This is a genomic window from Pseudomonas sp. P179, assembly GCF_000478485.2.
GTDB classification, from domain to species: domain Bacteria; phylum Pseudomonadota; class Gammaproteobacteria; order Pseudomonadales; family Pseudomonadaceae; genus Pseudomonas; species Pseudomonas aeruginosa.
In genome coordinates, this window is sequence record NZ_KI517354.1 from 122,730 (window position 1) to 148,892 (window position 26,163).

Here is a 26,163-nt window from a genome sequence, read left to right on the forward strand (position 1 = left end):
GCCGAAGGAACCGCCATGAGCAAGAAGCAGATTCTCCTAAACGCCTTCAGCATGAATTGCGTCGGCCATATCAACCACGGCCTCTGGACCCACCCGCGCGACCGCTCCAGCGACTACCGCAAACTGCGCCACTGGACCGAGCTGGCCCGGCTGCTGGAGCGCGGCCTGTTCGACGGCCTGTTCATCGCCGATATCCTCGGCGTCTACGACGTCTACCAGGGCGGCATCGAGGTGACCGCCCGCGAAGCCGTCCAGTTGCCGGTGAACGACCCGCTGATGCTGGTCTCGGCCATGGCCGGGGTCACCGAGCACCTGGGTTTCGGCGTCACCGCCAACCTCACCTACGAGGCGCCCTACCCGTTCGCCCGGCGGCTCTCGACCCTCGACCACCTGAGCGACGGGCGGATCGGCTGGAACATCGTCACCGGCTACCTGGAAAGCGCGGCCAAGGCCATGGGCCAGTCCGCGCAGATCGAGCACGACCGCCGCTACGACCGCGCCGACGAGTACCTGGAGGTCCTCTACAAGCTCTGGGAGGGCAGCTGGGAAGACGACGCGGTGCTCGCCGACCGCCAGCGACGGGTCTACGCGCGGCCGGAGAAGATCCACAAGATCCGCCACCATGGCGAGTTCTACCAGGTCGAGGGCTACCACCTCGCCGAGCCCTCTCCACAGCGCACCCCGGTGCTGTTCCAGGCCGGCTCCTCGGAGCGTGGCCTGGCCTTCGCCGCGCGCCACGCCGAATGCGTGTTCGTCTCCGGACAGACCCGCGAGGCCACCCGCCAACTGGTGCAGCGCATCCGCGCGGCGGTGGTCGGCGCCGGCCGTCGCGCCGAGGACATCAGGATCTTCATGGGCATCAACGTGATCGTCGCCGCCACCGCGGCCGAGGCCCGCGACAAGCATGCCGAGTACCGCCGCTACGCCAGCCCCGAGGCCGGCCTGGCGCACTTCGCCAGCTCCAGCGGCATCGACCTGTCGCGCTACGGACTCGACGAGCCGATCCGCTACGAGAAGAACAACGCCATCGAGTCGGTGGTGAAGAACCTCACCGTGGCGCGCACCGACTCCACCGTGCGCAAGCTCCTCGACCAGTTGGCCCTGGGCGGCCGCTACGTGACCCTGGTAGGCGACCCGCGCCAGGTCGCCGACGACCTCGAAGGCTGGATCGCCGATACCGGCCTGGACGGCTTCAACCTGACCCGCACCGTGGAGCCGGAGAGCTACGCCGACTTCATCGACCTGGTGGTGCCCGAGTTGCAGGCACGCGGCAGCTACAAGACCGCCTACGCTCCCGGCACCCTGCGGGAGAAGCTCTTCGGCGGCGGCCGCGCGCGCCTGCAGGCGGAACACGCCGGCGCCGCCTTCCGCCAGCCCCCGGCCGCGCGCCAGCGCCAGGCCTGACCCCACTTTCCCTTTCGTTCAGGAGCCCACCATGCTGAACACCCTGAAAACCCTGAGCCTGGCCGTCCTCCTCGGCAGCGGCCCGGCCCAGGCCGCCGACGCCCCGCTGAAGATCGGCACCACCGCCGCCTTCGCCCCGCCGCTGGAAGTCGCCGTGAGCGAAGCCGGCAAGCAGGGACTGAAGGTCGAACTGGTCGAGTTCAGCGACTGGAACGCCCCCAACATCACCCTCGCCCAGGGCGACATCGACGCCAACTACTTCCAGCACGTGCCCTTCCTGGAAAACGCCAACCGCGAAGGCGGCTTCCAGTTGAAGCCGTTCGCGCCGGGGATCATCAACAACGTCGGGCTCTATTCGAAGCGCTACGCCAGCCTCGCAGAGTTGCCGGAAGGCGCCAGCGTGGCCATCGCCAACGACCCGATCAATGGCGGCCGCGGCCTGCAACTGCTACAGAAGGCCGGCCTGCTGAAGCTCAGGGACGGCGTCGGCTACAAGGCGACCCTCGACGATATCGTCGACAACCCGAAGGACATCCGCATCACCGAGCTGGAGGCGGTGCAACTGGCGCGCGCCCTCGACGATTTCGACCTGGCCCAGGGTTACCCGCACTACCTGCGCCTGGCCGGGACCATCGACCCGACCCGGGCACTGCTGTTCGACGGGATCGACAACCGGGAATACGTGATCCAGTTCGTCACCCGCGGCGACTACCAGGACCGCGACGGCCGCCTGGCGCGCTTCGTCGACATCTACCAGCATTCACCGGTGGTCCGCGCCGCGCTGGACAAGGCCCATGGCACGCTGTACCAGCCGGGCTGGGAGTGACGGCCATGACCGTTCCCCCGAGCCTGCTGCCCCTCGAACCGTTCCCGACGGCGCCCGACACGCGCGCCTCCACGCCGCACATCCGTCTCCACGGCCTGGGCAAGCGCTACCCCGGTGGAGTCCAGGCCCTGCGGGAGATCGACCTGGAAATCCGCCGCGGCGAAGTGTTCGGCATCATCGGCCGCAGCGGCGCCGGAAAGTCCTCGCTGATCCGCACCCTCAATCGCCTGGAGCGTCCCAGCGAGGGGCAGGTGCTGATCGACGACGAAGACATCGGCGGCTACGACGGCCAGCGCCTGGTCGCCCTGCGCCGACGCATCGGCATGATCTTCCAGCACTTCAACCTGATGTCGGCCAAGACCGTGTGGCAGAACATCGCCCTGCCGCTGCGGGTGGCCGGGGTGCCCCGGGCACGGATCGAGGAGCGGGTCGCCGGGCTGCTGCAACTGGTCGGCCTGGAGGAAAAACGCGACGCCTATCCGGCGCAGCTCTCCGGCGGGCAGAAACAGCGCGTCGGCATCGCCCGCGCGCTGGTGCACCAGCCGCAGATACTGCTCTGCGACGAAGCCACCTCGGCGCTGGACCCGGAGAGCACCCAGGCGATCCTCGCGCTGCTGCGCGACATCAACCGCCGGCTGGGCCTGACCATCGTGCTGATCACCCACGAGATGGCGGTCATCCGCGAGATCTGCGACCGCGTGGTGGTCCTCGAATGCGGCCGCATCGTCGAACAGGGCGAAGTCTGGGAAGTCTTCGGCGATCCGCGCCATGCCGTCACCCGAAGCCTGCTCGGCAGCCTGCGCGCCGCCCTCCCGGCCGACCTCCAGGCGCGCCTGCGCCAGGCTCCCGGCGCCGGCGACCCGGTGCTGCTCGATCTCCAGTACACCGGCGCCAGCCGACGGGTGCCGGACCTGCTGGCCATCGCCAGGGCCATCGGCCAGCGCGTCGACCTGCTCCACGGCGGCATAGAGCGTATCCAGGGCCGCGCCCTGGGGCGCCTGCTGCTACAGGTCGGCGCGCCGCCCGGCGAGCTTCCCGGCGTGCTGGCCAAGGCCGCGCTGGTGGCGGACAAGGTGGAGGTGCTCGGCCATGTCGCCCATGCTTGAACGGCTCTGGCAAGGTTTCCTCGATACCCTGCTGATGATCGGCGCGTCCTCCGCCATCGTCCTGCTGGTGGGTATCCCGCTGGCCCTGGTGCTGGTCACCACCGGGCCGGGCGGGATCTTCGAGGCGCGCCTGCTCAATCGCATCCTGGGCGGTCTGGTCAACGTGCTGCGCTCGGTACCCTTCCTGATCCTGATGGTGGCGCTGATTCCCTTTACCCGGATGATCGTCGGCACCAGCTATGGAGTCTGGGCCGCGGTGGTGCCGCTGACCATCGCCGCCACGCCGTTCTTCGCGCGGATCGCCGAGGTCAGCCTGCGCGAAGTCGACCACGGCCTGGTGGAGGCGGCCCAGGCGATGGGCTGCGAACGCCGCCACATCATCTGCAACGTACTGTTGCCGGAGGCGCGACCGGGCATCGTCGGCGGCTTCACCATCACCCTGGTGACCATGATCAATTCCTCGGCCATGGCCGGCGCGATCGGTGCCGGCGGCCTGGGCGACCTGGCCTACCGCTACGGCTACCAGCGCTTCGACACCCAGGTGATGCTCACCGTGATCATCGTCCTTGTGCTGCTGGTCACGTTGATCCAGTTCGGCGGCGACCGCCTGGCCCGCCTGCTGAACAAACGCCTGTAGAATCCGCCCTCCCGGCCTGGGAGGGCTGGCGCTTTGCCGAGGGCGACAGGAACCAGCGTCGCCGCGACAGCGCATCTTTCCCCGCGCCGGACAGACCTGTATCTGTCGTCCTCCGGTCATCCGGCGACGCCAGACTGGTCGGCAATCCCGTGAAAAAGAAAGAAGGAAAGGCGCCTCATGCGGCAAAGATTCTGGCAAGGAACATTCAAGACCCTGGGCCTCCTCGGCCTGACGGCGGGGCTCGCCGCCCAGGCCGCGGAGCCGTCCGGCAAGGCCCTCAGCGCCGCCGCCGGCGTGCCCTGGCCGGCGGTCATCGCCCACCGCGGCGCCTCGTACGACGCCCCCGAGGAAACCGCCGCGGCCTACCTGCTGGCCCGCGACCTCGGCGCCGACTATCTGGAAGCCGACGTGCAGCGCAGCCGCGACGGCGTGCTGGTCGCCCTCCACGACGACACCCTGGAGCGCACCACCGACGTCGCCGAGGTCTTCCCGGAGCGCGCCAAGGACCCGGTGAGCAGCTTCACTCTCGCCGAACTCAAGCGCCTGGACGCCGGCTCCTGGTTCAATCGCGCCTTCCCCGAGCGCGCCCGGCCCGGCTTCGTCGGCCTGCGCATCCTCACCCTCGACGAGATGCTCGACATCGCCGAGGGCGGCGCCAACAAGCCGGGCCTGTACCTGGAGACCAAGGTACCGGCGCAATTCCCCGGCATCGAAGACGACCTGCGCAAGCTGCTGGAACGCCGCGGCTGGCTGCAACCCCGCGAGCGCGCCGCCGCCGGGCATGTCGACGTGGCCCACGGCAATGGCCGGGTGATCCTGCAGACCTTCGAGAAGAGCAGCCTGGAGCTGCTGCAAGAAAGCATGCCGCAAGTGCCGAAGATTCTCCTGCTGTGGCTCGGCGACGGTTACCTGGAAGCCCGTTCGCCAGTGACCTTCAAGGAATCCGGGGAAACCGACAAGGCGGCCTTCTACGCCAGGCAGGAAGTGAAGTCCGAAGCCGAGTTCGGCGCCTGGCTGGACTGGGCCAAGGCCCACGGCGCGCTGGGCACCGGGCCCTCGGCGACCCTCAGCGAACGCGGCGAACAGAGCTACGCCGACCTGGTGAAACCCTGGATGAACCGCATGACCCACGCGCGCGGGTTGTTCATCCATGCCTACTCGGTGGACTCGGCGGAAGACTTCAAGGCCCTAGGCGCGGCCGGCGTCGACGGTTTCTTCACCAACCGCACCTCGGAACTGCTGAAGTTCCAGGGCCGCCCGGCGGCGCAAGACATGGACGCGCTGCTGCGCCGGCACGGCTACTGAGCCTCGGCCTGGCCGGCGGATGAGCGCGGGCGGCCATCCGCAGTTCCCGCTTCGGCGGCGCGGCGCTAGCCGGCGCTGTCGCTGCCGAAGCGTGCCAGCTGCATCTCGCGCAGCCGGCTGAGGGTGCGACGGAAGGCGAAGGCCAGGTAGCCCTCGGTATAAAGTGCCTCCAACGGCACCCTGGCCTCCAGGTAGAGCGGCACCTTGCGGTCGTAGCATTCGTCCACCAGGGCGATGAAGCGCCGCACGCCGTCGTCGTGCACCGACAACTGCGGCAATTCGCGATCCCCCGCCTCCACCAGTTGCGCGCCGTCCTCGGTGCCACGGGCTATGCGGCCTTCGCGCTGGCTGGCGCTCAGGCACGGCAGGTCGTCCATCAGGATCGCCCGGTAGCGGTCGCAAAGGCCGATGAAGTCCAGCGCCGACAGCGGCGCCTCGCAGAGCTGCGCATAGCTGCACCAGAGCACCGATTCGCTGTGCCGGTGCACCGCCAGCGGGCGGTGCCCCAGTTCGATGGGCTGCGTGGATGCCGCTTCGCCGGCACTCAGGCGCGCGAAGAGTTCGGCGAAACCGCTCGCCTGCCCCGCCTCCACCACCCAGTAGCGTTGCTCGGCCCGGCCGGGATGCAGGCGGTGGTCCTGGCCGCCATCCACCGCGACCACCGCCATGTGCCGCTGGATCGCCTCGATCGCCGGGAGGAAGCGTTCGCGGTTGAAACCGTCGGCGTACAACTGCTCCGGTGGCTGGTTGGAAGTGGCCACCAGCACCACGCCCTCCTCGAACATGATGCGCAGCAGGCTGCCGAGCAGGATGGCATCGCCGATATCGCTGACGAACAGCTCGTCGAAGCACAGCACCCGCACGTCCCGCGCCAACTCGCGGGCCAGGGCGCGCAACGGGTCGGCTGTACCGGTCAGTTCGAACTGGCGCTGGTGCACCCATTGCATGAAGTGGTGGAAGTGCTGGCGCCGCGCGGGCACGCGCAGGCACTGGTAGAAGTGATCCATCAGCCAGGTCTTGCCGCGTCCTACCGGTCCCCACAGGTAGACGCCCTGGATCGCGCCGTGGCGGTGAGCTTCATGCAGGGCCTGGAAACAACGCTCCAGCGCCTCGGCGGCGCGCCGCTGCGCCTCGTCGGGAGCGAAACCGCGCTGTTCCACGGCCTGGCGATAGACGGCGAGCGGCGACATGGCCGGCAGATCGGGAGAGGTATCGGGCATCGGGCAGTTCCACCTGGCGCAGAGCGCGGAGCCAGACGCTCCGCAAAGCGCCGAGTCTACTGCGCCCGGCTGGGTTTGGGCGAATGCCGCAGCGCCGGCACGGCGGATAGTTGCGGGAGGTTGGCCGAATAACCGCTTGCGCTTACCCGCCGCGATCCCGAGCGCCTGAACTCAGATCGACAACCGCACCGCCCGCTCGCCATCGATCCGCTGGCCACCGCGCTTGTTCACCACCAGTTCGCCGATGGCGATCAGCCGCGTGCGCGTGACGTTGCGGCTGAGTCCCAGCAGGTTGGCGGTATGCACCTGGTTGCCGTGGCAGAAACGGTACGCCGCGCGCAGCAGGGCATCTTCGACCCGCCCATGGAGGTTCTCGCCCTGCTCTTCGAACAGACGCTGGAAAGCCTGCTGCAACAAGTGCTCGGCGGCGCCGCTCGCCGGGCCCCCGCGCGCCAGCTCCTCGCCACGCTCCAGGCGCAGGTTGGACAGGTGCAGGTCATCCGCGCGGATCAGCCCGTCGCGGCAGATCAGCAAGGTATGGTGGATGACGTTCTCCAGCTCGCGGATGTTCCCCGGCCAGGAATAGGCACGCAACTTCTGCGCCGCCTCCGGGCTCAACTGGCTCTGGCCGTAGCCCAGGCGACGGCTGTATTCGGCGATGAAGTGGCGGGTCAGCGGCAGGATGTCGCCGGGTCGCTCGCGCAACGGCGACAGTTCGAGACTGACGACATTGAGCCGGTAGTACAGGTCCTCGCGGAAGTGCCCGGCATTGATCGCCCGCTCCAGTTGCACGTTGGTCGCCGCCAGCACGCGCACGTCGATGGGGATGCTCTTGCGCGACCCCAGGCGCACCACCTCGCGCTCCTGCAACACGCGCAGCAACTTGACCTGGATCGGCATCGGCAGGTCGCCGATCTCGTCGAGGAACAGGGTGCCGCCGTTGGCCTCCTCGAACCAGCCGGCCTTGGCCGCCAGGGCGCCGGTGAAGGCACCCTTCTCGTGGCCGAACAGCTCGGCTTCCACCAGTGACTCGGAGAAGGCCCCGCAGTTGACCGCCACGAACGGGCCGTTGCGCCGCGCGCTGAGGTTGTGGATATGCCGCGCCACCAGTTCCTTGCCGGTGCCGGTCTCGCCGATCACCAGCACGCTGGCCTCGCTCGGCGCCACCTGGCGCAGGTGTTCGAGCAGGGCCTGGGACTTCGGATCCTCGAAGACCTGGGCGGTGGCGCGGATCGAGGTCGCCAGGTTCGGCGAACGTGGCAGCGTCAGCAGCCGGTCGGGAGTACGGGTAGAAGCGTTCATGAGTAGAAGGTCGGTTGCGGCGGTGACTGGTTCAGCGCCCAGTCGCCCAGCTCGCGGATCTTGTAGTCCAGCGGGTCGTGCAGGGTCTGGGTGCGCAGGTTGCGCCAGTAGCGGTCCAGGCGCAGGGCGGCGTGAGTGGAGCGGGCGCCGGTGACTTCGAACATGCGGTTGCACAGGTCGAGGCCGTTGCGCGTCGCGGCGACCTTGGCGGCGGCGATGGCCAGGGCCAACTGGCCGCGCTCGCTGGCGTCCAGCGCCGGGCCCTTGGACCAGGCGGCGTCGAGGCGCTGCGCGGCGCGCTCGACCAGCGCCCGGGTGCTTTCCAGGCCGACCCAGAATTCGCCGTAGCGCGCCAGCACATAGGGGTCGGCATTGGCCTCGGCGACCTCGGAGCGGAACCACGGTCGCGCTTCGCGCAGGGTGTACTGGCGAGCCTCCTCGAAGGCGCCTTCGGCGATGCCGAGGAACACCTCGGTGAAGATCAACTGGGCGATCAGCGGCCGCAGGCAGGCGAACGGCGTGCTCAGCGGCCCGGGATCGAGCAGCAACTCGCTCTCCTCCACCCGCACCCGCTCGAAGATCGCGCTGCCGCTGTCGGTCTGCCGCTGGCCCATGTTGTCCCAATCCTGGCCCAGGCTGATACCGCTGCGCGCGGTGGGGATGGCGGCAATCAGCAGCGCCCCGCCCTCGCCGTCCAGTGCCGAGGCGATGAGCATCTCCGAATCGCGGGCGCCGGAGCAGAAGCTCTTCTTCCCGGAGAACTCGCGCCAGCCGTCGAAGCGCCGGGCCACGGTACGGTTGTCCAGCGGGTTCAGCGCGTTGCCCCAGAACCAGCGGTTGCGCGCGGTCAGCTCGAACCACGGCTGCCATTGCTCGGGCCGCGAGAACAGGCGCACGGTGGCCAGCATCAGGTGCTGGAAGCCATAGACGTGGGCGATCGAGCTGTCGACCCGGGCCAGTTCGCGCACGGTTTGCAGGGTTTCGCTCCAGCTCGCCCCCAGGCCGCCGTATTCGCGCGGGATGATCAGCGACAACAGGCCGCTGCGGCGCAACGCGTCGCGCTCGGCCTTCGGGGTACCGCCGGCGACGTCGCGCTCGGCGGCGTTCTCGGCGAAATCGGCGGCCAGGCGCCGGGCGATCTGCAACGGCGTTTGCGCCTCGGGGCGGGTCTTCGCATTCACAGGGGGTTTCTCCTCGGGGGCCCGGCTGCTCAAGCGCCGGCGCGAGCCGGCAGCACGTCGTTGGCGATCATTTCGCCGAACGGCCCGGTCAGGTTGGTCAGCCCACGGCCGGCCAGGCTGGCGTAGGGTTCGGGCAGCAGCGGGAAGACCAGTTCGGCGAAGCGGTAGGCCTCTTCCAGGTGCGGATAGCCGGAGAAGATGAAGCTGTCGATGCCGAGCTCGGCGTATTCCCCGATGCGCTCCGCCACCTGCCGCGGATCGCCGACCAGCGCGGTGCCGGCGCCGCCGCGCACCAGGCCGACCCCGGCCCAGAGGTTCGGCTGGATCTCCAGGCGATCGCGGCGGCCGCCGTGCAGCGCGGCCATGCGTCGCTGGCCTTCGGAGTCGAAACGGGCGAAGGACTGCTGCGCGGCGGCGATGGTTTCGTCGGAGATGTGTTCGATCAGCCTGTCCGCGGCGCGCCAGGCTTCTTCGGCGGTTTCGCGGACGATCACATGCAGGCGGATGCCGAACTTCACCGTACGCCCATGGCGAGCCGCTCGCTGGCGCACGTCGGCGATTTTCGCCGCCACCGCCGGCAACGGCTCGCCCCAGGTCAGGTAGACGTCCACCTGTTCGCCGGCCAGTTCGTGGGCGGCCTCCGAGGAACCGCCGAAGTACAGCGGCGGATACGGCCGTTGCAGCGGCGGATAGAGCGCCTTGGCGTTCTCCACGTGGATGTGCTTGCCGTGGAAGTCCACCGCCTCGCCCTGCAGGACGCGCCGCCAGACCCGAAGGAACTCGTCGGTGACCTCGTAGCGCTCGGCGTGGCCGAGATGGATGCCGTCGCCGCGGTTCTCGTCGGGATCGCCGCCGGTGACCACGTTGATCAGCAGGCGCCCGCCGGACAGGCGGTCGAGGGTCGCCGCCATCCGCGCCGAGACGGTCGGCGAAACGATTCCCGGACGGATCGCCACCAGGAAGCGCAGGCGCTCGGTCAGCGGCGCCAGCGCCGAGGCCACCACCCAGGAGTCCTCGCAGGAGCGTCCGGTGGGGATCAGCACGCCGTGGTAGCCGAGGCTATCGGCCGCCTGTGCCACCTGTTTCAGGTAAGGCAGCGAGACCGGCCGCGCGCCCTGGCTGGTGCCGAGGAAGTGGCCATCGCCGTGGGTCGGGAGGAACCAGAACACGTTCATCGGCGCACCTCAGGCGATCTTCAACAGTTCGGAGCGTCCGCCGAACAGCGGCGCGGCGCGCTCGGCGGCGAGGCGGATGCGCGCCTTCAGCGGCTCGCTGACGATCCGGTAGTTGTCGAAGTCGGCCTCGCTGGCGTAGACCCCGATGGGCAGGGTGATCGCCTGGAAGAAGCTGAACAGCGGGCGCAACTGGTGGTCGAGGACCAGCGCGTGGCGCTCGGTGCCGCCAGTGGCGGCGAGCAGCACCGGGGTGTCGATCAAGGCGTTGAGGTCGATCAGGTCGAACAGGTGCTTGAGCAGGCCCGGATAGGAGCCACGGTAGACCGGCGAGGCGACCAGCAGCAGGTCGGCGCTTTCGATCTCGTCGAGCACCGCCTGCAGTTCCGCCGGCGCCTGGTTGCGCGCCAGGGTAGCGCCCAGCGGCGCGGCGATGTCGGTCAGCTCGATGACTCGGCTGTCGATCGGCAGCGACTGGCCAAGCTCGGCGATCAGGGCCTGGGTGAGTACCAGGGTGCGGGACGGGCGATAAGTGCCGCCGGAGACGGCGACGACTTTGAAGGGGCTGGTCATGGGATTTCCCTGTGGACTGTTGCGCTAGGTGCAGTGCCCTGGAGCAAGGGCCGTACCAACGGGGAAATGTGCGTTTTCCGGGCAGTTGCGGCGGGTTTCCGGCCTCGGCCTGTCAGCCACGCAACAGCGCTGCTGTCCGACTGTTGCCCGGGCAACAGTTCAGTTCAGCTTGTAGGCCTGGAGCAGGAATATCTGGAATGCCCGCGCCGAATACTGGTCGCCCGGCGGCAGGACGAACGGCGGCAGGCGCCCCTTGCGGCGCTTGACGTCGGCCCAGCGCTGGCCATTGCGCGAATGGAACTGGCAGAACGGCTGGTCGCCCAGGTAGAACACCCCCGGCCGCGGCTCGCGGATGCGCGGCCAGCGGCGCAGGCAATCCAGCAGCGGGCCGAGGTCGGCGAGTTGTTCCGGCGAACAGTACGGCATGCAGCGATCCTCTTCGCCGGGTCGGGAAACCAAGGTTGCTGTGACTGGAGGACCGGGCGGACTCGGCGCGGCCGGGAAAGCGGCTACCGGGAGCGAGCGACACAGGCGAGCGGAGCGAGGCATGGCGACGTCCCTGGTCCGGCCAACGAGATTCACCGCTCCGTTGTAGAACAGCCGCCGTCCGGGTTCTTGCCGGTTTTGTGGGGGAATTGTGAAAGACTGTAAAGCACCACGCTCACTTGCCCACCAGCGAGACCACGTTGTGTCGTGGCGAGGTTTCCAGCTCGCCGATCTTCTCCAGGCGGGCGCGCACGATGTTGCGGCTGATCCCCAGCAGGCGTCCGGTCTGCAACTGGTTGCCGTGGCAGAAGCGATAGGCGGCGCGGAACACGGTTTCCTCGATGTGCTCGTAGAGATCCTCGCGGTTTTCCTCGAACAGTGCCTGCAGCGCCGCTTCCAGCGCCGAGCCGGCGGCGCTCTCGGGGGCGCGGCGCAAGCCGCTCGGCTCCTGGCGCGCACGCATGTCGATGAGGTGCAGGTCGGCCGGCTGGATCAGGCGGTTGCGGCAGACCAGCAGCGCGTGGTGGATGGCGTTCTCCAGCTCGCGGATATTGCCCGCCCAGGAATGCCCGAGCAGCTTGCGCTCGGCTTCCGGGCTCAGGCTCGCGCTGGTGTAGCCGAGGCGCCGGCAGTGCTCGACGATGAAGTACTCGGCCAGCGGCAGGATATCGCCGCGGCGCTCGCGCAACGGCGGCAGTTGGATGGTCGCCACGTGCAGGCGGTAGAACAGGTCCTCGCGGAAGTGCCCGGCGACCACCGCGTCGGCCAGGTCAACGTTGGTCGCCGCCACCAGCCGCACGTCGATGGGGATCGGCCGGCGCGAACCGAGCCGCACCACCTCGCGCTCCTGCAGCACGCGCAGCAGCTTGACCTGGATGCTCGGCGGCAGGTCGCCGATCTCGTCGAGGAACAAGGTGCCGCCGTTGGCCGCCTCGAACCAGCCGGCCTTGCTCTGCAACGCACCGGTAAAGGCGCCCTTCTCGTGGCCGAACAGCTCGCTCTCCACCAGGCTCTCGGCGAATGCACCGCAGTTGACCGCGACGAACGGGCCGCCGCTGCGTCCGCTGAGGGCATGGATATGGCGCGCCACCAGCTCCTTGCCGGTGCCGGTCTCGCCGATGACCAGCGCGTTGGCCTCGCTGGGCGCCAGGCGCTCGATGCGCTCCAGCAGCTCGCGGGAACGGGGGTCGTTGAACACCAGCACGGTGGCGCGCACCGATTTGGTCAGCTCGCGGGCGTGGGGATGGGTGATGACGGACATGCTGGGTTCCGAGCCGGGGAATGTGCGCCCATCTTGCCCCAGGAACCCATAGATTAAAAAATTCTGAATTCGTATTTATATATTCGAATAAAAAATATAACCCCGCTCATTAGGGCAGTACGCCAAGCAGCGACCAGACTCGGCGCGCCTCCGAGTCCGCATTGATCAGCTCCGCCAGCAACTCGCTCAGCGGCTTGTTGCCCCACTCCACCGCGCGCTTGATCAGGTAGGGAACCGGGCTGTGCGGCTCGGTGCGCGCCAGGTAGTCAGCGATCAGCAGCAATTGCCGGTAGGCGTCCTCGCGACTGGTCGGCGCGCCAGCCGGCCCGCTCGGCGCGCTCGCCGGGACGCTTTCCTCGCCGTCCGCGTCGCCTCCGCTGGCATCCGCCTCCGCGACCGGGGGCTGTTCTTCGGACAGCGGCGCTTGCGGGTGCATGGCGATGAACTCCTTGAGCAAGGCCAGCCATTGCGCGATGACCTCGCGCAATGGCTGGCAACTGGGGGCGAGTTCGCCCAGGCAGCGGTCGCACCACTGTTCCAGGCGCTGTAGTTGCTGCTGGCAGGCGAGCAGGCTGGCCTGCTTGCGCTGCCATTGCACCAGGGGCTCCGCGCGCAACGCTTCGTCTAGCTTCTTCTGCTGAAGTTGCGCCGCTTCCAGCGCCGCCTTGGCGCTCTTGCTGTCGCCGCTGGCGACCTGCTGGCGCTGCAACCTCTGCCAGGCATAGAGGGTGATCTCGGCGAACGCGCCCTGCCCCATCAGCGGCAGGCGCGTGTGCAGCAGCTCGGCATAGCGGCGCAACAGCCAGTCGATGGGCGGCACCCGCCACGACTGGTCGCCGTCCTGGGCTTGCGGATGCACCTCCTCGGGGTAGCGCTCGCAGAGTTCCGCCAGCAGCACCAGCGCGCGCTGCAATCCGCCCAGCCCGCCGCGTTGCAGCCAGGCCTCGCCGAGCCAGGCGGCGAGCATCAGGTCCTTGCTGCGCCGCTGCAACAGTTCGCTGGCCAACTGCTCCACCGCGGCCCAGTCGGCGCGCTTGGCCTCCGCTTGCCAGACGCCGGTCGGCAGGCTGCTGTCGTCCTCCCGGCGCAACTCGCGCAGGCGGTCGTAGTCCGGGTCGTAGCGCAGGCTGGGGCCGCACGGCTGTCCGGGGTCGATCGGTTCGAGCAGCACTTCCAGGGACAGGGCGTTGCCGGAAAGAGGCAGGGTCATGGGGTACCTCCGGTGCTGGCGACGGTGGCCGGCAACAGCGTCGCGAACGGCGATTGCGGCGCGCGCACCGGCAGCGGCTGGATGGACAGCGGGGTCTTGCCGCCCAGGCTCATCAACGACAGGCGGAGGAACATCCGCGCCTCGTTTTCCGGGCTGTAGGGCGCATACACCGGCAGTTGCAGGACCAGCGGAAACTCCGTGTAGTCGACGTTCGGCGGGCGCTGCCGGGAGAAGTGCGCGCGCATCATGCGCAACAGCGCCCAGGAGCCCTGGTAGCTCCAGCCGGCCTCGAGGTCGGCCACCGCCAGGCTGGCCTGGCGCGGGTCGTCTGCCGGACGCTGCGAGCCGTTCTTCGCCCAGCGCAGCATGATTTTCAGCGGATCGCCGACATTCCAGGTCAGGCCCTTGTCCTGCGCGCCGGGGAAACGGCTTTCCTGGTCGCCCGAGTACAGGCTCCAGGCGATCACCTGGTCGGCGCCGCGTTCCAGGCTGCGGTCGCTGCGCCAGTCGATGTCCAGGGCGACGCCGAGCAGGCCCGACTTGTCGCGCTCGAACAGCGGGCCGAGCCAGCGCTGCGCCTGCTCCAGGCGGCGGACGAAGTCCTCGGCGGCCGGCAGGTCCGGCGAGCGAACCTGGGCCAGCCCTTCGCGCACCTGCGGCAAGCGCGTCTCCATCAGTTTCAGCAGGTGCCGCACCCGCCCCGGCTCGGCATCGACCGCTTCCAGGCTGTAGGCGAACGGGAAGCGTCCGGCGAGGTACTGGTTGAAGTAGTCGGCGAGGTCCTTCCAGGCCTGCGCCGCCTGCTGCTGTTGCAACGACTGGCAGCGCCCGAGCGCGCCCTGGCGCAGGTCCACCAGGCGCGTCGCCAGGTCGCTGCGGCTGGACGGCAGGAGCACGCCGTTGAGAATGTCGGAGCAACTGCCGATGTCCATCTGGTTGAAATCGTTACCCACCAGCTTCGCCAACTGCGCCGCGGTGCTCGCCGGGTTGTCGGCCTTGAATTTCTGCAGTTCGGCATTGAGCGCGCTGAAGCGCACGAACGCGTTGTAGTCGGCGGTGGCCAGGCTGGATTGCTGCGCCTGCAACCACTCCAGCGCCGGGGCGTGGCGTTCGGCGACGGCCGCCATGGCATTGAACTGGCTGTTCAGGCTTTGCTTCAGCTCGGCACTGTCCTGGGCGCGGAACATCTGCAGGCCGAAATTCGGCGCGCCCGACCAGCGGCTGAAATCGACCGGCTCGCGCAGCACCGCCTGCTCGTCGATGTCGCGCAGGGCCTGGCCGATATCGGCCACGGCCAGCGCGTTGAGGCTGAGCAGCAGGCGCGCGCCGGCCTGCAGGTCCTGCAACTCCAGCAGCGCCGCCTGCAACACCTGGACCTGCTTGACCTGCACGTCGAAACGCGAGGCATTGCGACTGGCCAGGCTACGACTGCGCGGCCCGAGGCTTTGCCACATGGCCTCGGTCGCCGCGCTGGCGGCGGCGTGCAGGACCGAATAGCGATAGCGCGGGTTGAGCGATGGCAGGGTGCTCTCGTAGTAGCCGGTGAAGTCGTTGAAGAAGCTCAACGCCTGAGTCACGCCGATATCGTCGATGCTCAGCAAGGAGTGGTCCGCCAGTGTCTTGTCCGCCAGGGCCACGGAGACGAAGTCCTTGGTCTTCAGGTCATCGATGGCGCGTTTCAGACCGAGCAGGTCATCGGCCAGCTTGAGCGTCGCCCCCTGTTTCACCAGCAGGCCGTCGCCGGCAGCCTCCGGAGGCGCGATCCATTCGCTGCGAAACTGCTGCTGCAACTGCACGGTGAGGTTCTGCAGTTCCTCCACGCGGTTTCCCAGCAAGCTGCTTTGCTGGGCGCTCTTGAGCAGGTTCTGGTAGCCAGGGACGAGATCCTGGCCGACGCCATTGCCCCAGATCAGGTTGATGCGGTTGACCTGTTGCTGCAGGTGGTTGATCAATTCGCCGATCCCCAGCAACTGGGCCGCCGTGGCGTCTCGTTCCTGGCCGAGCTGCGCGAGTTCCTGGGTCAGGGCATTGCCGGTGCGTTCCAGGCTGTCGGTGAGGAAGTAGGCGTTCAGCCAGCGTGCCATCAGGTCATGGAAGTTATCCGCCGCCGTGGCGGCGACCCGGCCCAGGTCGAGGGCGGCGAGATCGGCCGGACGCTCGGCGAACAGCGTGCGGTTGTAATAGGCCAGGCGCGCCAGGCTGCCGGCGTTGTAGCTGCTGCCCAAGGCATCGTTACTCAGTTGCAGAAGGTCGTCGAGCGGCGTCCTGCGGTTGTCGATGGCCTGGGCGAACAAGCGATTGTGGCGCTCCAGCGTAGTGGCGCGGGCGACCAGGTCCTTCGCCGCCAGGTAGTCCTTCCACTGGCTGGGGTCGTCGCCCTCCTTCAGGCCGGGTTGGCCATCGCTGCGGATCGCCCGCAGGTCGCTCGCCTCGCCTTCCAGCAGGCTGCGCAGCGGTCGCACCAGCAGGCGCTCGGAAACGCGGCGATACGCGTTGTCGATACGTGCATCCAGGGAGGAAAACCAGGAACTGGGAAACGCCAGCGAAGTGAAGCGCCAGCGCGGCGCCTGTGACACCAGTTGCCACCAGGCCTGGACGTTCTGCCGGACCTGGGCGGCGCGCCGAGTGTCGTCGTCGAGCGGCTGGTAGCGCTCACTGGCGCCATGCAGCAGTTGCGACAGTTCACCGGCGTCGCGCAGCGCGTCGCGCCAGACCCAGGTCATCAGGCCGCCCCAGAGCAGGCACAGGCACAACGCGGCGAGGCCGATCCCGCGCTGCCAGCGCTGACGCAGCTGGAGGATGCGCGGCACCGCCTGGGCCAGGCCTTCCTCGGCAAGGATCCGCCGTGCCCACAGTTGGCTGGCGAAGCTGCTGCGCCGACGCGGCGCGTCGACCGCCGGCAGGACTTCGTCGGCTGCCGCGCCCGCCGCCTCGCTGCCGCTCAGGTAGAGACCGCGAAAGCGCGGCGCCTCGCCTCTGGCGTTGCCCTGGAAGACCGGTTCGAGCAGCGCCTGCAACGAACCGCGGAGGCTTTCCAGGCGTGGCGGCAGGCAATACAGCTCATTGTCCACCTGGCCGCGCAAGGTACCGAGTTCGACGATCGACTCGGTCAGGGTGGCGGTGATTTCCTCCAGCGCCTGCTCGCACCAGCGCGACTGCCAGGCCGCTTCGGCGGCGAACGGCGAGGACCAGCCGAGGGCGCGCTCGCGCGCCTCCTCGGGCAGCGCCGCGAGAAGTTCCTGGAAACCCGGCAGGTCTTCCAGGCCAGTGATCACCACGTAAACCGGCAGGCTCAGGCCAAGGCGCTGGGTCAGTTCCACGTAGCGACGGCGCGCGGCGAGGCCGAGGTTGGCCGCCTGCTCGCCATCCTGCAACCGCGCCAGCGGAATGTTCCAGACCACCCCGTCCAGCGCGCGCCTGCCGCGCAGGCGCAGGAACAGACGCAACAGGCGCAGCCAGGCGCCGCTTTGCCGGCGCAGGCCCTCGTCGGGCAGGAACACCGACTCGGGCACCAGCAGGATCGCCCCCTCGCCGTCCGACCACCAGCGGCCGAACCAGGCCGGACGCGCCACCGGCAACAGACGCCAGGTGGAGCACAACTGCTCGCCCTCGGTCTCGTTGCCGAGCATCAGCAGCCACGGCGCTTCGTAGCGGCCCTGCCAGCCCTGCTCGCGCTCCATCTGCCGGACCGCCGCGTAGAAGCTGCGGATCTCCGTACCGCCCCGGGTCCGCCACCACCAGCCCAGCGTCCCCAGCAGCAGCGCCAGCAGCACCAGGAGGAGAACCAGCATGAACAGCGTCGCGCCGCTCATGGCGCCTGCTCCGCATCGGCCAGGTGGGTCACCGCCGCCATTTCATGCTGGATGTCGCGCCAGAACAGGTGTCCGATACCGCTCATCAACAGCACCAGCCCGAGCACCGCCAGGCCCAGGCGGAAACCGTCCGGCAGCGCTGCGCGCACCGGCAGACGCCGTGGCGGCGCAGCGGCGGGCTGCTCAAGGCGACGGCCGAGGTCGGCGGCGTCCGCCTCGCGCTGCCAGGCGAAGGCGAACAGCGCCTGCCGCCACTTCTCGTGCAGCGCCTCGCCGCGCGGCCCGCGCAGGCGACCGCGGAAGCCGAGGATCAGGCATTGCAGGTAGACGTTGGCCAGGTCGCGACTGGCCGGGGCGCGTTCGTCGAGCAGGCGCTTGATCGCCAGCGGCAGGTATTCGCCCGCCTGGCGACTGCCGTAGAGATGCGACTCCAGCGGTTTGTCCTGCCAGGCGCCCTGCCCCGGCCAGGCGCTGAAGACCAGGGTCTCGTCGACCAGGGCGACGAAGGCATAGACCATCGCCTTGACCTGCACGCCCGCCGCGTCGCCGACGCTGGCGAAGGCGCTGCGCCACAGACGCCGGGTGATGCGGGTGGACAGTTCGAGGGCGCGCTCGACCATCCGTGGCACATCCTGGGCGTCCCGGTCGAGGGCGCCCCAGGCCTCCAGCCATTCCTGCCAGGCCTGGCGGAATGCCGTGCTGAGCGGTTGCTCCTGGTACGCCTGGGAAAAAGGCCCTGCACTCCCTTCGGGCATTGGCGGCTCCTTCCTGTCTAGGTGTTGTCGCTGCCGTCGGCGACGAACAGCACGATCTGCCAGGGACTGCTGGCGACCCCGCTGACCGGCGCGACGATGCGCAGCGGCTGGCCGGCATCGAACCAGTCGCCGGCACCCTGCACGACGAACAAACGGGTGTCGTCGCCAACGCTGTAGGCCACCTGTTCCTGGCGATTCATCGGCTGCCGCGGCAGCCCGCTCATGCGTTGCCGGGCGAGCAACGGCAGGTGCGGGTCGGAGGCGACGATGGCGCGCTCCAGCCAGTCAGCCGCCGCCTGTTCGCCGGCGCCGGCGGGCATCCGCAGGCCGACCACCAGGCGCTGACGCGGCGCCGGATCGGGCAGGCGCACGGAAAATACCTGTTCCTCCTGCTCGAACGGCAGGCAGCGGTAGCCCGCGCGGATCGACTCGATGGCGCGCTCCAACCAGTCCAGCAGCGGCTCGTAGCCACGCCGCAGGTCGAGGAAGTCGAGCGCTTCGAAGGCCGGCACGCCGGCCAGCGGATCGAGCGCCGCCCAGGCACCGGCCAGGCCCAGCAGGCTGCCGTGCAGGGCCAGCGGCGAGGCCGCACGGCTTGCCAGCAGGCCTTCGACCTCCGGCAGGCGGGTCCAGAGCGCGGCAAGCTGGCGACGGATTTCCACCGCGTCGTCCTGGTTGCCCGCCTGCTGCGCCAGGCGCAGGCGCCCGCCGAGGAACAGCGCCTTCTCCCGGGCCCGCGCGCAAAGCGACTGCACGCGTCTGCCCAGGGGCGACTCCGGCAGGATCAGTGGCGTCGGCGGGACGTAGGGCAGGCTGACATAGGCGCCGCCCTCCTTCGCCACGCGCAGCAACGGCAGGCACACGGAGTCGGCCTTGCCGTCGTCGCCGACCAGCCGCAGCGACGCTCGCCAGACGGTGATCGGCTCGGGGTGCTCGCCGCTGGCCAGGTCCGGCAGCGGCGCGCCGACCCGCGATTGCAGACGGCCCTTCAGCGGCAGCAACTGACCCGCCCGCCACAGCGGACTGACCGCCAGGTGGACGTTCAGCAACGGCCCTTCGGCGGCCGCCAGCGCTGTCTCCAGATCGAACTCCAGCGGCGCGTCGACACCAGCCTGCACGCTCACCGGCAGGCCGTCGGGCAGGATCGCTTCGAGGTGCAGGACCCGCACTTGGCCGGCGCACAACGCAGAGGGGTCCAGTTCCAGGGCGGTCACTCCCCAGAACCAAGGGTTGCAGGCCTGTCCGATGCGCGCCGCCAGCGCCTCGGCACGCAATCCCTGCAACTGGAAATGCTGGGGAAGCAGTTGCATCCCTTCGTGCCAGCACACCGCGTCAGGCAGAACACTCATACGACTCCCCTTCGACGTCCTACGTTGTCGTGCACGACGGTCGCTCGCCTGCCCCTCCGCTAACGCGTGGCGGGATCGTTGACCAGTCGCATTTCCCGGGTATCCAGACGCAGCCAGACGCGCTGCTGCTGGTCGAGGCGCAAGCGGTGCGCGCCGGGTGTGTTATAGCCGGCGAAGACCAAAAGTCCAGTTGCGCGGTCGCCGCGCAAGGGGAAGGACTCCGACTCGATGAACTGCCCCGGGACCAGCTCCAGGCTCCATACCGCGAACTGCTGCCGGTAGTCGCGGCGGTACTGCTCGCGATTGGCGAACCACTGGCTGGCCGGCAGTCCGGCCAGTTCCTTGAACAGCTCCGCATCCTTCACCGCGACGAAATCCACGGCGATCGGCGAGTCGTCGTTGGCGCGCGCGGCGACATCCAGGGTCAGCCGCTGCAACTCGACCCGCGGCGCGAAGAAATACGAGCAGCCGGCCAGCGCCAGGATCGCCAGCGCCAGGGAGAGTTTCCGACATATGGTGAAACATCCGTGCTTCATGGGAGTCCAATGAAAATTTTATTTTGCAAATCCATAGACCTGTTCTAGCGTCTTTTGTAGTTCGTCGCCAGTGACGGACCAGAGGGATCGCCAAGGACAGGTTCTGCGCCGTTTTCCCTGTCATGCCTGTGATCCAGCAAGGGACTGCGATGATCAGGGCATCCCCCCGATGCATTGCGCCCCCACCATTGCATCGGAGTCAGCCGCCATGGCCGAGAGTACGCAGCACAAGCTGGACCGGGTGCGCCCGCCGCGCGTGCAGATCACCTACGACGTCGAGATCGGCAACGCCATCGAGAAGAAGGAGCTGCCCCTGGTGGTCGGCATCCTCGCCGACCTCTCCGGCAAGCCGGATACCCCGCCGGCGAAGCTGGTCGAACGGCGTTTCGTCGACATCGACCGCGACAACTTCAACGAGATCCTCTCCTCCATCTCTCCCCGCGCCACCCTGCAGGTCGACAACACCATCAGCGGCGACGACAGCAAGCTGAACGTCGAGCTGCGCTTCAACCACATCGAGGACTTCGACCCGGTCAACCTGGTGAAGCAGGTGGTCCCGTTGCGTCGCCTGTTCGAGGCGCGCCAGCGCCTGCGCGACCTGCTGACCAAGCTCGACGGCAACGACGACCTCGACCAGCTGCTGCAGGACGTGGTGGCCAACACCGAAGGCCTGCAGGAAATCAAAGCGGCCCGCCCGGAAGCCGAAGCGGCCCCGGCCGGCGACAGCGAACCCCCGGCCGACCAGCCGGCCTGACCCTCTTCCCGGAGAAGCCGCCATGCCCAAGTCATCCGCCGCCGAACAATCCGGCGAGAGTTCGACCCAGACCCTGTCCCTGCTCGACGAGATCATCGCCAAGGGCCGCATGGCCCACGACGACAGCCAGCAGGACTATGCCCGCGACATGCTCGCGGAATTCGCCACCCAGGTCCTCGACGAGGGCATGGCCGTCGACAAGGACACCGTGGCGATGATCAACGACCGCATCAGCCAGATCGATGCGCTGATCAGCGACCAGCTCAACCAGATCATCCACCACCCCGAGTTGCAGAAGCTGGAAGCCTCCTGGCGCGGCCTGCACCAACTGGTGAGCAACACCGAGACCAGCGCGCGGCTCAAGCTGCGCCTGCTGAACGTCGGCAAGAACGAACTGCAGAACGACCTGGAGAAGGCGGTCGAATTCGACCAGAGCGCACTGTTCAAGAAGATCTACGAAGAGGAATACGGCACCTTCGGCGGACACCCCTTCAGCCTGCTGATCGGCGACTTCACCTTCGGTCGCCATCCGCAGGACATCGGCCTGCTGGAGAAGCTGTCGAACGTCGCCGCGGCTGCCCACGCGCCGTTCATCGCCGCCGCCAGCCCACGCCTGTTCGACATGAACAGCTTCACCGAACTGGCCGTGCCACGCGACCTGACCAAGATCTTCGAGAGCCTGGAGCTGATCAAGTGGCGCGCCTTCCGCGAGAGCGAGGACTCGCGCTACGTGTCGCTGGTGCTGCCGAACTTCCTCTTGCGCCTGCCCTACGGCCCGGAGACGCGACCGGTGGAAGGCATGAACTATGTCGAGGACGTCAACGGCACCGACCACTCCAAGTACCTCTGGGGCAACGCCGCCTGGGTCCTGGCGCAGCGCATCACCGAGGCCTTCGCCAAGTACGGCTGGTGCGCGGCGATCCGCGGCGCGGAAGGCGGCGGCGCGGTCGAGGGCCTGCCGGCGCACACGTTCCGCACCAGCTCCGGCGACCTGTCGCTGAAGTGCCCGACCGAGGTGGCGATCACCGACCGCCGCGAGAAGGAACTCAACGATCTCGGCTTCATTTCCCTGTGCCACAAGAAGAACAGCGACGTGGCGGTGTTCTTCGGCGGCCAGACCACCAACAAGGCCAGGCTCTACAACACCAACGAGGCCAACGCCAACGCGCGCCTGTCGGCGATGCTGCCGTACGTGCTGGCGGCATCGCGCTTCGCCCACTACCTGAAGGTGATCATGCGCGACAAGGTCGGCAGCTTCATGACCCGCGACAACGTGCAGACCTACCTGAACAACTGGATCGCCGACTACGTGCTGATCAACGACAACGCACCGCAGGAAATCAAGGCGCAGTACCCGCTGCGCGAGGCGCGGGTGGATGTCAGCGAGGTGGCCGGCAAACCGGGGGCCTACCGCGCCACGGTGTTCCTCCGGCCGCACTTCCAGCTCGAGGAACTCAGCGCGTCGATCCGCCTGGTCGCCAACCTGCCGCCGCCGGTAGCGGCGTGAGCTCGCCCCCGCCGGCAGCGCCGGCGGGGCGCCCTTCCCGTTCCAGACAGCCCCTCTCCAGGAGTCAGATGCGATGGATGCGATCATTCTCGATTTCGGCAGCGACATCAAAGGCGACAGCCTGCTCGTCGGCTACGAAAACAAGATCGAAATCATGTCCTACAGCCACAACGTGGCGATGCAGGTCACCAACGACGTCAGCAACTCGGAACGCACCTCCGGCAAACCCCACGTCGGCGAATTCACCCTCACCAAGTTCATCGACACCTCGACCCCGACCCTCAACGAGTATTGCTGCGCCGGCAAGCCGATCGCCGAGGCGACCATCACCATCGGCCGCAACGCCGCCGAGGGCAACGGGCAGATCATGCCCTTCATCGTCTACACCCTGAACAACGTGGTGCTCTCCAACGTCAGCGTCAGCGGCGGCGCCGGCGGCAAGCCGGTGGAAACCCTGTCGCTGAACTTCACCAAGATCAAGTGGGAGCTGACCGCGCAGAAGGACGACGGCACCAAGGAAGGCACGGCCGCCTCGACCTGGGACCTGGCCGCCAACCAGTTGGTCAAGTGACCGAGCGCCGACATGTCCGGAGCCCTGCCGCCACTGTTCGAGCGCCTCAGCGCCGAGGCCGACGAACGTCCAGCGTTCGACGACCGGGCGCTGGCCGAGTCGGTCCGCGGCGAGCTGCTGCGCCTGCTCAATACACGGCGTCCGGCGAATGCGCGCAGCGGCATCCTCGCCTATGGGCTCGCCGACTGGACCGCCGTGCAACGCCTGCGCGCCGAAGACCGGCGCCAGCTGGCGCGCGAGGTGCGGGTGGCGGTCGAGCATTTCGAGCCGCGCCTGCAACTGGCCGAGGTCGAGGTCGAACCTGACCCGGGCAATCCGCAGCGCCTGCGTATCCAGCTCGGCGGCAGCCTGCGCAGCGGGTCGCGCCTGACGCCTGCGCTGTTCGTCATCGAACAGGGCAACGATAGCCTCGAGGTGCGCCATGAGCGATTCGATTGATGCCGACCTGCTCGACTACTACCAGCGCGAGCTGACCTGGCTACGGCACGCCGGCGGCGCCTTCGCCGAGCGCTATCCGAAGGTCGCCCGGCGCCTGCAACTGGCCCCCGGCGAATGCCCCGACCCGCACGTCGAGCGTCTGCTGGAAGGCTTCTCGCTGCTCACCGCGCGCCTGCAACGGCGCCTCGACGACGACTACGCGGAGTTCAGCGACGCCCTCCTCGAACAGCTCTACCCGCTGGCGCTGCGCCCGCTGCCGTCCTGCGCGATCGTCCAGTTCGAACCGGACCCGACCCAGGGCAACCTCGCCGAGGGCTACCGGCTGCCGCGCGACACCGCGCTGTTCGTCACCACCCGCGGCGGCGACAGCGTGCATTTCCGCAGCAGCGCCGAGGCGACCCTGTGGCCGCTGGCGATCGACGAAGCGACCCTGCTCGGCGGCGAGGAGGCGCAAGCCCTGACCGGAGTCGGCGCCGCCCGCTCGGCGTTGCGCCTGAGCCTGCGCTGCCTGGGCGAGTACCGCTGGGAGGAGCTGTCGATCGAGCGCCTGCGCATCCACCTGGCGGCTTCGCCGATGGGCTGCGCGATCCTCTACGACCTGCTCGCCGCGCATACCGTGCAGGTCATGGCGGGGGCGCCCGGCACGCCGCCGGCGGCGCTCCGCGGACTGCCGGAGATCGTCGGCTTCGCCGCCGACGAGGCGCTGCTGCCGGAGGAAGACGGCGGACATCCGGGCCTGCGCCTGCTCGCCGAGTACTTCGCCTTCCCCGACAAGTTCCACTTCTTCGACCTGCCACTGTCCGGCGCGCTCGCCGACGGACAGACGCTCTACCTGTACCTGGTCTTCGATCGCGCACCGACGGCACGCCTGCATTTGCAGGCGGAAGACTTCCAGCTCGGCTGCGCGCCGGCGATCAACCTCTTTCCGCGGACCTCGGAGCCGCTGCGCCCGGACGGCACCCGCAGCGAGTACCGCCTGGTCGCCGACAGTCACCGCGAGAACAGCGTGGAAATCCATAGCATCCGCGCCGTGCGCTCGGTGGCCGGGAGCACCGTGCAGCCAGTCCCGGCCTACTATGGCTGCCGCCACGACAGCCACCTCGGCACGCTCTACTGGCACGCCCGGCGCATCGCCGGGCTGACCCCGAACCGGCTGGGCAGCGACCTGCTGCTGAGCCTGGTGGATACCGGCTTCGACCCGTTACGCGAAGCCCCGGCCTTCAGCCTGACCGCCGAGCTGCTATGCACCAATCGCTATCTGGCCGAGCGCCTGGGTGCCGGCACCGCGCTGGGCTTCGAACGGCCCGGGCCGGTCGCCGCCGCACGCCTGCGCAACGCGCCCAGCGCGCAGAGCCAGCCGCGCCTGGACGGCCAGTCGCGCTGGAGACTGGTCTCGCAGCTGACCCTCAACCACCTCTCGCTGGTGGAAGGTCCGCGCGCCCTCGAAGCCCTGCGGGAAATCCTCGCCCTGCACAACCTGCGCGACGACGCCAGCGCCCGCCGGCAGATAGAAGGCCTGCGGCAACTCGACTGCCAGCGGGTGGTGGCGCACGTCGGCGAGGATGCCTGGCGCGGCTGGCGCAATGGCCTGGAAATCCGCCTGCGACTCGATCCGCAACACTTCGTCGGCGCCAGCGGCGTGCTGTTCTCCGCCGTGCTGGCGCAGTTCTTCTCGCTGTATGCCACCGCCAACCGCTTCGTGCGCACGGTCCTGGTGGAAGCCGACAAGGAGGTGAAGACATGGCAACCCCAGGCCGGCTCGCCGCTCTCCCTCTGAGTCAGCGGCTGCGCCGCACGCCGCAGCGCTTCGAACTGTTGCAGGCGCTGCTGCTGCTCGAACGCGAGCGTCCCCAGGCGTTGCCGCTGGGCACCGGCAACGCGCCGCCGGCGGAGGCCCTGCGCCTGCGCGGGCCGCTGCTGCCGCTGTTCGCCTCGAGCGAGGTGGAAAGCCTGCTCGACGACCCGCAGCAACCGGTGCTGTCCACCCCGGTGTTCGGCCTCGGCGGCCCCGACGGCCCGTTGCCCTATGCCTACCAGGAATGGCTGCAACAGCGTGCCCGGCAGAAGGACCATGCCCCCGCCGAGTTCCTCGACCTGTTCCAGCACCGCCTGCTCAGCCTGCTCTACCGGGTACTGCGCAAGCATCGCGTGGCGCTCGGTTTCGCGGTGCCGGCGGCGACCCCGGTGCAGGCGCAGCTACGCGCCCTCAGCGGCCTGTTGCCGAAAGCCCTGCAAGAGCGCCTGGCGCTGCCGGACAGCGCGGTGCTGGCACGCACCGCGCTGTTCGCCGGCGGGCGTCGCTCCCTGGCCGGCTTCGCCGGCCTGGTGCGCCAGCACTTCGGCGTGGAGGCACGGCTGGACGCCTACCAGGGCGCCTGGAAGGAAATCCCCGCGGCCAGCCGCAGCCGGCTGCAACGCGGCGGACGCAACCTGCGCCTGGGTCGCGACGCCATAGCCGGCACGCGCACCTGGGACGAGCACGCCGGCATCGCCCTCAGTCTCGGTCCGCTGGATGCCCGCGAAGCCGCCCGCTTCTTCCCCGACGGCGACGCCCATGGCCAGTTGGCCAGCCTCGCCGCGCTGTACTTCGGCCCCGACCTGGATTGTCGCCTGAGCCTGCTGGTGAGCGGCGGCGCGCCGCTGCGCCTGGAGCGCGGTGCACCGCCCAGGCTGAGCTGGAACACCGGCCTGCGGCGCGTCGAAGACGGCCAGCGGCAGCGCATCGATCTTGACCTGCGGCAGCCGGAGGTAGCCTGAA

At 68.8% G+C, this 26,163-nt stretch carries 23 protein-coding genes; 11 read left to right on the forward strand and 12 right to left on the reverse strand.

The genetic code is table 11. From position 1 onward, the window contains the following. The first annotated feature begins 15 nt into the window (after positions 1-15). The 5 genes from HMPREF1224_RS13550 (at position 16) to HMPREF1224_RS13570 (ending at position 5,278) form a co-directional block, all read left to right on the forward strand. Positions 16-1,404, forward strand: a complete 1,389-nt coding sequence (locus HMPREF1224_RS13550) for an LLM class flavin-dependent oxidoreductase (RefSeq protein WP_003106871.1) — start codon at positions 16-18, stop codon at positions 1,402-1,404. A gap of 31 nt (positions 1,405-1,435) precedes the next feature. Beyond that, positions 1,436-2,230: a MetQ/NlpA family ABC transporter substrate-binding protein gene (locus HMPREF1224_RS13555; RefSeq protein WP_003115004.1), complete on the forward strand. Its 795-nt coding sequence runs from the start codon at positions 1,436-1,438 to the stop codon at positions 2,228-2,230. After that, complete coding sequence (locus HMPREF1224_RS13560; RefSeq protein ID WP_003144045.1) at positions 2,227-3,336, forward strand: methionine ABC transporter ATP-binding protein; 1,110 nt, start codon at positions 2,227-2,229, stop codon at positions 3,334-3,336. Before HMPREF1224_RS13555 ends, HMPREF1224_RS13560 begins: the two co-directional genes overlap by 4 nt. Further along, the gene (locus HMPREF1224_RS13565; RefSeq protein WP_003111646.1) at positions 3,320-3,973 is read left to right on the forward strand and encodes a methionine ABC transporter permease; all 654 of its coding nucleotides are present in this window, start codon (positions 3,320-3,322) and stop codon (positions 3,971-3,973) included. The genes HMPREF1224_RS13560 and HMPREF1224_RS13565 overlap by 17 nt, the downstream gene beginning before the upstream one ends. Before the next feature lie 177 nt (positions 3,974-4,150). Continuing rightward, on the forward strand, positions 4,151-5,278 hold the full coding sequence (locus HMPREF1224_RS13570) for a glycerophosphodiester phosphodiesterase (protein ID WP_003122702.1): 1,128 nt from the start codon (positions 4,151-4,153) through the stop codon (positions 5,276-5,278). A 65-nt stretch (positions 5,279-5,343) separates the two neighbouring features. Here the strand turns inward: HMPREF1224_RS13570 and zapE are convergent, their stop codons facing one another. The 12 genes from zapE to HMPREF1224_RS13630 all read right to left on the reverse strand — a co-directional run bounded on the left by zapE (position 5,344) and on the right by HMPREF1224_RS13630 (position 20,135). Further along, on the reverse strand, positions 5,344-6,498 hold the full coding sequence (zapE, locus tag HMPREF1224_RS13575; RefSeq protein ID WP_003111446.1) for a cell division protein ZapE: 1,155 nt from the start codon (positions 6,496-6,498) through the stop codon (positions 5,344-5,346). A 171-nt stretch (positions 6,499-6,669) separates the two neighbouring features. Then, complete coding sequence (locus HMPREF1224_RS13580; protein ID WP_003111445.1) at positions 6,670-7,800, reverse strand: sigma-54 interaction domain-containing protein; 1,131 nt, start codon at positions 7,798-7,800, stop codon at positions 6,670-6,672. Next, entirely contained in the window at positions 7,797-8,981 is a 1,185-nt protein-coding gene (locus tag HMPREF1224_RS13585) for an acyl-CoA dehydrogenase family protein (RefSeq protein WP_003104714.1), read from the reverse strand. Before HMPREF1224_RS13585 ends, HMPREF1224_RS13580 begins: the two co-directional genes overlap by 4 nt. Before the next feature lie 29 nt (positions 8,982-9,010). Then, entirely contained in the window at positions 9,011-10,156 is a 1,146-nt protein-coding gene (ssuD, locus tag HMPREF1224_RS13590; protein ID WP_003104713.1) for an FMNH2-dependent alkanesulfonate monooxygenase, read from the reverse strand. Between the two features lie 9 nt (positions 10,157-10,165). Continuing rightward, positions 10,166-10,726: an FMN reductase gene (gene msuE, locus HMPREF1224_RS13595; RefSeq protein WP_003089470.1), complete on the reverse strand. Its 561-nt coding sequence runs from the start codon at positions 10,724-10,726 to the stop codon at positions 10,166-10,168. A gap of 159 nt (positions 10,727-10,885) precedes the next feature. Then, the gene (locus HMPREF1224_RS13600) at positions 10,886-11,152 is read right to left on the reverse strand and encodes a hypothetical protein (protein ID WP_003089476.1); all 267 of its coding nucleotides are present in this window, start codon (positions 11,150-11,152) and stop codon (positions 10,886-10,888) included. A gap of 235 nt (positions 11,153-11,387) precedes the next feature. Further along, positions 11,388-12,473: a sigma-54 interaction domain-containing protein gene (locus HMPREF1224_RS13605; protein ID WP_003089480.1), complete on the reverse strand. Its 1,086-nt coding sequence runs from the start codon at positions 12,471-12,473 to the stop codon at positions 11,388-11,390. Positions 12,474-12,582: 109 nt separating this feature from the next. Next, on the reverse strand, positions 12,583-13,683 hold the full coding sequence (tssA, locus tag HMPREF1224_RS13610) for a type VI secretion system protein TssA (protein ID WP_010793009.1): 1,101 nt from the start codon (positions 13,681-13,683) through the stop codon (positions 12,583-12,585). Further along, on the reverse strand, positions 13,680-17,495 hold the full coding sequence (locus HMPREF1224_RS13615; protein ID WP_010793010.1) for a type VI secretion system protein: 3,816 nt from the start codon (positions 17,493-17,495) through the stop codon (positions 13,680-13,682). The genes tssA and HMPREF1224_RS13615 overlap by 4 nt, the downstream gene beginning before the upstream one ends. Continuing rightward, the gene (locus HMPREF1224_RS13620; protein WP_003104706.1) at positions 17,492-18,250 is read right to left on the reverse strand and encodes a DotU family type IV/VI secretion system protein; all 759 of its coding nucleotides are present in this window, start codon (positions 18,248-18,250) and stop codon (positions 17,492-17,494) included. Before HMPREF1224_RS13620 ends, HMPREF1224_RS13615 begins: the two co-directional genes overlap by 4 nt. A 17-nt stretch (positions 18,251-18,267) precedes the next feature. Beyond that, positions 18,268-19,599: a type VI secretion system baseplate subunit TssK gene (gene tssK, locus HMPREF1224_RS13625; RefSeq protein WP_003122697.1), complete on the reverse strand. Its 1,332-nt coding sequence runs from the start codon at positions 19,597-19,599 to the stop codon at positions 18,268-18,270. A 59-nt stretch (positions 19,600-19,658) separates the two neighbouring features. Then, the gene (locus HMPREF1224_RS13630) at positions 19,659-20,135 is read right to left on the reverse strand and encodes a hypothetical protein (RefSeq protein WP_003124582.1); all 477 of its coding nucleotides are present in this window, start codon (positions 20,133-20,135) and stop codon (positions 19,659-19,661) included. A 208-nt stretch (positions 20,136-20,343) separates the two neighbouring features. Between HMPREF1224_RS13630 and tssB the strand changes: the two genes are divergently transcribed. The 6 genes from tssB (at position 20,344) to tssG (ending at position 26,162) form a co-directional block, all read left to right on the forward strand. Continuing rightward, positions 20,344-20,889, forward strand: coding sequence for a type VI secretion system contractile sheath small subunit (gene tssB / locus HMPREF1224_RS13635; protein ID WP_003089493.1), 546 nt, complete (start codon positions 20,344-20,346; stop codon positions 20,887-20,889). A gap of 22 nt (positions 20,890-20,911) precedes the next feature. Beyond that, the gene (gene tssC, locus HMPREF1224_RS13640; RefSeq protein WP_003089494.1) at positions 20,912-22,396 is read left to right on the forward strand and encodes a type VI secretion system contractile sheath large subunit; all 1,485 of its coding nucleotides are present in this window, start codon (positions 20,912-20,914) and stop codon (positions 22,394-22,396) included. Positions 22,397-22,469: 73 nt separating this feature from the next. After that, the gene (locus tag HMPREF1224_RS13645; protein WP_003089495.1) at positions 22,470-22,967 is read left to right on the forward strand and encodes an Hcp family type VI secretion system effector; all 498 of its coding nucleotides are present in this window, start codon (positions 22,470-22,472) and stop codon (positions 22,965-22,967) included. A 12-nt stretch (positions 22,968-22,979) separates the two neighbouring features. Continuing rightward, the gene (gene tssE, locus HMPREF1224_RS13650) at positions 22,980-23,405 is read left to right on the forward strand and encodes a type VI secretion system baseplate subunit TssE (protein ID WP_010793011.1); all 426 of its coding nucleotides are present in this window, start codon (positions 22,980-22,982) and stop codon (positions 23,403-23,405) included. Next, positions 23,389-25,182: a type VI secretion system baseplate subunit TssF gene (tssF, locus tag HMPREF1224_RS13655; RefSeq protein WP_010793012.1), complete on the forward strand. Its 1,794-nt coding sequence runs from the start codon at positions 23,389-23,391 to the stop codon at positions 25,180-25,182. The genes tssE and tssF overlap by 17 nt, the downstream gene beginning before the upstream one ends. Further along, a complete protein-coding gene (tssG, locus tag HMPREF1224_RS13660; RefSeq protein ID WP_010793013.1) occupies positions 25,146-26,162 on the forward strand; it encodes a type VI secretion system baseplate subunit TssG in 1,017 nt (338 codons plus the stop codon). Before tssF ends, tssG begins: the two co-directional genes overlap by 37 nt. Position 26,163 lies beyond the last annotated feature (1 nt).

Excerpts from the sequence above, each read along its gene's own strand:
- HMPREF1224_RS13570 (WP_003122702.1), top strand. The coding sequence starts at position 4,151 with ATGCGGCAAAGATTCTGGCAAGGAACATTCAAGACCCTGGGCCTCCTC.
- HMPREF1224_RS13580 (WP_003111445.1), bottom strand. The coding sequence starts at position 7,800 with ATGAACGCTTCTACCCGTACTCCCGACCGGCTGCTGACGCTGCCACGT.
- tssA (WP_010793009.1), bottom strand. The coding sequence starts at position 13,683 with ATGACCCTGCCTCTTTCCGGCAACGCCCTGTCCCTGGAAGTGCTGCTC.
- HMPREF1224_RS13620 (WP_003104706.1), bottom strand. The coding sequence starts at position 18,250 with ATGCCCGAAGGGAGTGCAGGGCCTTTTTCCCAGGCGTACCAGGAGCAA.
- HMPREF1224_RS13555 (WP_003115004.1), top strand. The coding sequence starts at position 1,436 with ATGCTGAACACCCTGAAAACCCTGAGCCTGGCCGTCCTCCTCGGCAGC.
- msuE (WP_003089470.1), bottom strand. The coding sequence starts at position 10,726 with ATGACCAGCCCCTTCAAAGTCGTCGCCGTCTCCGGCGGCACTTATCGC.
- tssG (WP_010793013.1), top strand. The coding sequence starts at position 25,146 with ATGGCAACCCCAGGCCGGCTCGCCGCTCTCCCTCTGAGTCAGCGGCTG.
- tssF (WP_010793012.1), top strand. The coding sequence starts at position 23,389 with ATGAGCGATTCGATTGATGCCGACCTGCTCGACTACTACCAGCGCGAG.
- HMPREF1224_RS13550 (WP_003106871.1), top strand. The coding sequence starts at position 16 with ATGAGCAAGAAGCAGATTCTCCTAAACGCCTTCAGCATGAATTGCGTC.
- tssE (WP_010793011.1), top strand. The coding sequence starts at position 22,980 with ATGTCCGGAGCCCTGCCGCCACTGTTCGAGCGCCTCAGCGCCGAGGCC.
- HMPREF1224_RS13645 (WP_003089495.1), top strand. The coding sequence starts at position 22,470 with ATGGATGCGATCATTCTCGATTTCGGCAGCGACATCAAAGGCGACAGC.
- HMPREF1224_RS13565 (WP_003111646.1), top strand. The coding sequence starts at position 3,320 with ATGTCGCCCATGCTTGAACGGCTCTGGCAAGGTTTCCTCGATACCCTG.
- tssK (WP_003122697.1), bottom strand. The coding sequence starts at position 19,599 with ATGAGTGTTCTGCCTGACGCGGTGTGCTGGCACGAAGGGATGCAACTG.
- HMPREF1224_RS13605 (WP_003089480.1), bottom strand. The coding sequence starts at position 12,473 with ATGTCCGTCATCACCCATCCCCACGCCCGCGAGCTGACCAAATCGGTG.
- ssuD (WP_003104713.1), bottom strand. The coding sequence starts at position 10,156 with ATGAACGTGTTCTGGTTCCTCCCGACCCACGGCGATGGCCACTTCCTC.
- tssB (WP_003089493.1), top strand. The coding sequence starts at position 20,344 with ATGGCCGAGAGTACGCAGCACAAGCTGGACCGGGTGCGCCCGCCGCGC.
- tssC (WP_003089494.1), top strand. The coding sequence starts at position 20,912 with ATGCCCAAGTCATCCGCCGCCGAACAATCCGGCGAGAGTTCGACCCAG.
- HMPREF1224_RS13615 (WP_010793010.1), bottom strand. The coding sequence starts at position 17,495 with ATGAGCGGCGCGACGCTGTTCATGCTGGTTCTCCTCCTGGTGCTGCTG.
- HMPREF1224_RS13600 (WP_003089476.1), bottom strand. The coding sequence starts at position 11,152 with ATGCCGTACTGTTCGCCGGAACAACTCGCCGACCTCGGCCCGCTGCTG.
- zapE (WP_003111446.1), bottom strand. The coding sequence starts at position 6,498 with ATGCCCGATACCTCTCCCGATCTGCCGGCCATGTCGCCGCTCGCCGTC.
- HMPREF1224_RS13630 (WP_003124582.1), bottom strand. The coding sequence starts at position 20,135 with ATGAAGCACGGATGTTTCACCATATGTCGGAAACTCTCCCTGGCGCTG.